General features: G+C 45.1%; 6 protein-coding genes. All 6 read right to left on the bottom strand.

Annotated features, from left to right (window positions below):
• Positions 1-191 precede the first annotated feature (191 nt).
• Entirely contained in the window at positions 192-806 is a 615-nt protein-coding gene (locus tag M0P91_RS14915) for a TetR/AcrR family transcriptional regulator (RefSeq protein ID WP_295069240.1), read from the bottom strand.
• 94 nt (positions 807-900) lie between these two features.
• Positions 901-1,650 (bottom strand): DUF695 domain-containing protein, encoded by a 750-nt coding sequence (locus tag M0P91_RS14910; protein ID WP_295069237.1) that lies wholly within the window; start codon positions 1,648-1,650, stop codon positions 901-903.
• 3 nt (positions 1,651-1,653) lie between these two features.
• A complete protein-coding gene (hypA, locus tag M0P91_RS14905; RefSeq protein ID WP_295069234.1) occupies positions 1,654-1,995 on the bottom strand; it encodes a hydrogenase maturation nickel metallochaperone HypA in 342 nt (113 codons plus the stop codon).
• Entirely contained in the window at positions 1,995-2,987 is a 993-nt protein-coding gene (hypE, locus tag M0P91_RS14900) for a hydrogenase expression/formation protein HypE (protein ID WP_295069231.1), read from the bottom strand. Before hypE ends, hypA begins: the two co-directional genes overlap by 1 nt.
• Entirely contained in the window at positions 2,984-4,102 is a 1,119-nt protein-coding gene (gene hypD / locus M0P91_RS14895; protein ID WP_295069228.1) for a hydrogenase formation protein HypD, read from the bottom strand. The genes hypE and hypD overlap by 4 nt, the downstream gene beginning before the upstream one ends.
• Before the next feature lie 3 nt (positions 4,103-4,105).
• Positions 4,106-4,276: HypC/HybG/HupF family hydrogenase formation chaperone (locus M0P91_RS14890; protein WP_295069243.1), on the bottom strand; the 171-nt coding region annotated here is incomplete at its 5' end.

The raw sequence follows: 4,276 nt of genomic DNA, 5'->3' as shown, positions 1-4,276 counted from the left end.
TTCAAAAATGAGAATATCACATTCATGCCTACATGATGAAATTTCCTCAAGCGTATAGGTGGAAGGCAAAAGTGAATGATAAAGAAATTCGAAGCTATCAAGAATGCTGGAGAGATGAGGATAATTAAGAAAAGAATGGGTGTTACCATTACAGGTTACACCCTGCAACCACAAGAGTTTAAGTTTGGGATTCATTGTATTCGTAAAGCATTGTATATATTTTCTGCTATTACGGTTTCATAATTACTCAATGGCTGAGGCAGCACCTCTTCTCCGTTTAAAAATACCATTCCACCTAAATACCCCATAAATAGCCCCAAAGCACTGAAAAAATCCTGATCTTTCAATACTCCGCTTTGTACCCCATCATCAAAAAATAACATCAATTCCGTTACAAAATCAGAAACACATACCATTCCGGTACACTCCTTCGTAAATATTTCACGGTTTGACAAAAAAATACGTAAAAAATATTCAATCAGTTCAGGACGCTCCCGTGCAATCCTAAAGTACATTTGCACAATCATATCAATTTTTTCTCTTACTGATTTATCAGAGAGATTGATTTCTCTTAGTTTCTCGCCCAAAATGGATGAGATATAGAGCATAAGTTCTTTTGCGAGCTGATCTTTCGAAGAAAAATAATTATAAAAATTTCCAACACTCATCCCTAATTTTTTAGCAATTACAGGCATTGTTGTCGTATAAAATCCTTCTGTCGAAAAAAGCTTCAAAGCTGTTTGCATAATAGATGTTTTGCGATCTTCTTTTTTAGCATTAATAGTTTGTTCTGATACGCGCTTCATTCTAACATCCTGATTTTTATATTATAGTAATATGAACACACGTTCAGCTCAATTGATCAAAGTATTCTATACTACTACTCTTAAAATAGTGACCTTAAATCTTCACGATACTGGTTTCCCAGCCGTCATAGGATCCTTTGCATTGAACCGATATATCAATCAAATGCAGTGTTAATGTATCGATATCGTAGTAAAACGGTTTATCTTGACGGTAAAAGCTGATCCCGACCATGGAAGTGTCTTCGCTTGGTTCCATAAGTTCCTTAATCTTAAATCCTTCCGATTCTATACGTTCTATAAATGTATCTCTCTGCTGAAGCGTTTCAAAATAAGCTTTATGCTCAATCCCCCGTGGTAAATGGAGCGAATCACCCTGTGTTTTGAGATGATCACACACTTTGTGATTTTGAATAATCTGCCACTCTACTGGGGTCGGAAAAAGGAGTTTATGATACACCTCCCAATCACCGTCCATTTTCGAGCCACTGGTGTATTCGTAATCAGGAAATGCACCCATCGCCGCTTTCACGACATCGGGCCATTCAAACTCATGTTTGAGGTAATAGATAAAGGTCATCTCACCCTTGGAAATGATCTTTCCGACATAACTTCCGATACGATAGCGCAATGCCTCCATCTCGATTTTATCTTCGATGAACGAAAGCTGTGTCTCTTCATCTTCACCTATCAGCCCTCGCTCATTGGGCATTTTCATGGAGAGTTTGATAAATCCGACGTAAAACTTATCCTCACTCGGCAACTCCGTTGAAATCCCCGCATTGACCTGCACCGTGGCGATAGCGCCATCGATTGTTTTCATGTATAATTCCCAATATTCTTGCATACCCTACTCCATTTCCAACGACATTAAAAACATATCTTCACCGTCTATTACTTTGACATCCAAACTTTCACATGCGGGGCATTTGTAGTAAATTTCATCCAACGTTGTTTGCACTCCACACCCTTTGCACTCAATCACGAGCGGTTGAATATTGAGCACAAACTTTGCTCCGTCGCAGATCGTTTTTTCTTTAAAGGTGTTAAACGCCGTCTCCAACAATGAGGGTTCAACGCCGCTCATCTTACCGATTTTTACGACGATCTTTGTTACCGATTCCGCTTCATTTTCTTTGGCAATATCCTCGCACTGCGTTAAAAGCGCTTGAACGATAGAGTATTCGTGCATTAACAGATCCTCGGTAGCAATTCGCCGTTAGGGGTCTCTAAAAAGCGTGACGTCCCCCACGGACTTTTTAAAATGACCTTTTGTGGATACTTTTGGGTTACTTCTCCCACGACCGAAGCCATAGCGCACACCTCAAAACCCTTGAGTATCCCTAGCGCTTTTACAGCAGAGTCTTTGTGGATCGCCAATACAAACGTCCCCTCGTTCGCCAGTGCCGTCGCTTCAAAGCCCAGCATCTCACAGATCCCTTTGACCTCATCGCTGATCGGGATCTTATCTTCGTCCACTTCGATACAGACGTTGGATTGTCGTGCCCACTCGTTGAGCACCGCCGCTACCCCGCCTCGCGTCGCATCGCGCATTGCTGTGATCTTGATCCCTGCGTCCATGAGGGCTTTGACCTGCGGATACAATGAGTTACAATCGGAGCGTAACGCAGAACTCATCTCCATCCCCTCACGTGCGGCGAAAATCGTCGCCCCATGGCACCCGATGTCACGGTTGATAAGGATCACATCCTCTTCGCTCACGTTATTCGAACTGATCCCCGCTTGGACGATCTCACCTAACCCAGTGGTGTTGATAAATATCTTATCCACACTCCCCTTCGGTACTACCTTGGTATCCCCACTGACGACCACCGCACCATTGATAAGAAGCTCTTGTCTCATGCTCTCGACGATCCGCTCCAGTGATTCAACTTCAAATCCCTCTTCGATGATGACACTGCACGTCAGATACTTCGGCTGTGCCCCCATCATGGCGAGGTCATTACACGTACCACACACCGCAAGCTTCCCGATGTCCGCCCCCGCAAAAAAGAGGGGACTCACTGTAAAGCTATCGGTACTCATCGCCAAATTCCCGATCACCGCCGCATCTTCACTGCGCTCTAAAATCTCGTTTTTAAAGGCTTTGTAAAATACCTTTTTGATCAGTTCATTGTTCTCTTCGCCGCCGTTGCCTTGGGCTAATGTAATCGTTTTATTCATACCAAATTCCCATATTTATAATAGGCGGAGCACGCCCCCTCGGAGCTGACCATACAGCTTCCAACCGGAGAGGTCGGTTTACACGCGGTGCCGAAAATAGAGCACTGCGGCGGTGAAGCTTTCCCTTTTAGGATGTCGCCGCAGATGCAGAGTTTGTGATCGTTGATCTCCTCTTTGGGGAGGATAGAATCATAAATCTTTTCGGCGTTGTAGCGATCATACTCAGGACGAAGCCCCATCCCACTTTGGGGGATGTCGCCCAGACCGCGCCAGCGAAAGTCCACTTTTTGGAAGTATTTATCATTCAACGCCTGCGCTTTTAAGTTCCCCTCACGCGTCACGGCACGTTTGTACTCCACTTCGAGTTCACATCGATTTTCGATAAATTGTTTGACGATCATACTGATCGATTGCATGACGTCCACCGGCTCGAATCCGCTGACGACGACGGGTTTTCCCCAGTCACGCGGGAACTCTTCGTAGATTTTGCTTCCGCTGATAACGCTGACGTGGGAGGGTCCCAAAAACGCATCGATGATACACGCTTTATCGCTGATCAGAGCGCGCATCGGTTCGGGTACGGTGACGTGGTTGACATGTAAGAGGATATTTTTTACATCTTGGCGGATCACCGTATCTAAAAGGGCGGCGGTCATCGGGGTCGTCGTCTCAAATCCGATGGCAAAGAAAATAACCGTTTTGTCGGGGTTCTCTTGTGCGATTTTGAGACAATCGAGCGGTGAATAGACGAAACGAACATCCGCCCCCTTGCTTCGTGCATCTTGCAAGCTTCCACTGCTTCCTGGGACTTTGATCATATCGCCTAGCGTCACCAAGATGACGCTCTCTTGCATACTCAACACATAGGCATGATCGATCCGCTCTTTGGGCATGATGCATACGGGGCATCCCGGACCGTGAACGAAATGGATGTTGGAGGGCAAGAGTTGCAATACACCGTACTTCATGATGGTGTGAGTATGTCCGCCGCACACCTCCATAATGTTGATCGGATGAGTCAGTTTTTGGGCATCGGTGACGATAATCTTCGCATACGCTTTTATCGTATCGGCATCTCGAAAGTCATCATACAGGTTTTTAAGCTCCAACCCCATTTTTCAGGCTCCACGCTCAGGGCAGTTCTCACTCTCTGCTGTCGCGGCAAGCCGCTCTTGTTCATCCATCACATCCAGTATCTCTTTGTAAACCCTCAGCGATTCGAGGGCATCTTCCTCATCGATTTTATTCATAATAAACCCAATATGGAGGAGGACGTAATCGCCGATTTG

Source organism: Sulfuricurvum sp. (genome assembly GCF_023229695.1).
In the GTDB taxonomy this organism is placed as follows: Bacteria; Campylobacterota; Campylobacteria; order Campylobacterales; family Sulfurimonadaceae; genus Sulfuricurvum.
Note: the sequence above shows the minus strand (reverse complement) of the source record. Positions and strands in the feature narration are given on the sequence as shown.

Bases quoted from the DNA above. Each gene is read 5' to 3' on its own strand.
- M0P91_RS14915 (WP_295069240.1), bottom strand. From the start codon at position 806: ATGAAGCGCGTATCAGAACAAACTATTAATGCTAAAAAAGAAGATCGC.
- M0P91_RS14910 (WP_295069237.1), bottom strand. From the start codon at position 1,650: ATGCAAGAATATTGGGAATTATACATGAAAACAATCGATGGCGCTATC.
- hypA (WP_295069234.1), bottom strand. From the start codon at position 1,995: ATGCACGAATACTCTATCGTTCAAGCGCTTTTAACGCAGTGCGAGGAT.
- hypE (WP_295069231.1), bottom strand. From the start codon at position 2,987: ATGAATAAAACGATTACATTAGCCCAAGGCAACGGCGGCGAAGAGAAC.
- hypD (WP_295069228.1), bottom strand. From the start codon at position 4,102: ATGGGGTTGGAGCTTAAAAACCTGTATGATGACTTTCGAGATGCCGAT.